Genomic DNA, 441 nt, shown 5'->3' on the forward strand with positions numbered 1-441 from the left:
CACGACCACTTCTTCGAACTCGGCGGCCACTCGCTCCTGGCGGTGCAGCTCTTGAGCCGGCTGCGGCGGTTGTCGCTCGGGGTGGAGGTGCGCACCCTGTTCGCCAGGCCGGTGCTGGCGGATATGGCCGCAAGCCTGGGCAGCCATCACGAGGTGGCGGTGCCTGCCAACCTGATCACCGAGCAGAGTACGGCGATCACGCCGCAGATGCTGCCGCTGATCGAGCTGACGCAGGGCGAGATCGACCGGATCGTCGCCACGGTGCCTGGTGGCGTCGGCAACATCCAGGACATTTATGGCCTGTCGCCGCTGCAGGACGGCATCCTGTTCCATCATCTGCTGACCAGCCGGGGCGATCCCTACCTGCTGGTGTCGCAGATGGCGTTTGCCGACCGTGGCCTGTTGGATCGCTATCTTGCCGCGGTTCAGCGGGTGGTGGAT

At 66.0% G+C, this 441-nt stretch carries 1 protein-coding gene; it reads left to right on the plus strand.

Translation table 11 applies throughout. The features are described 5' to 3' along the window. Positions 1-441 (plus strand): phosphopantetheine-binding protein (locus KIP88_RS46110; RefSeq protein WP_214494667.1); only part of this gene is annotated, 441 nt, incomplete at both ends.

The sequence above is a fragment of the Bradyrhizobium sp. SRL28 genome (assembly GCF_018596315.1).
Classification (GTDB): Bacteria; Pseudomonadota; Alphaproteobacteria; order Rhizobiales; family Xanthobacteraceae; genus Bradyrhizobium.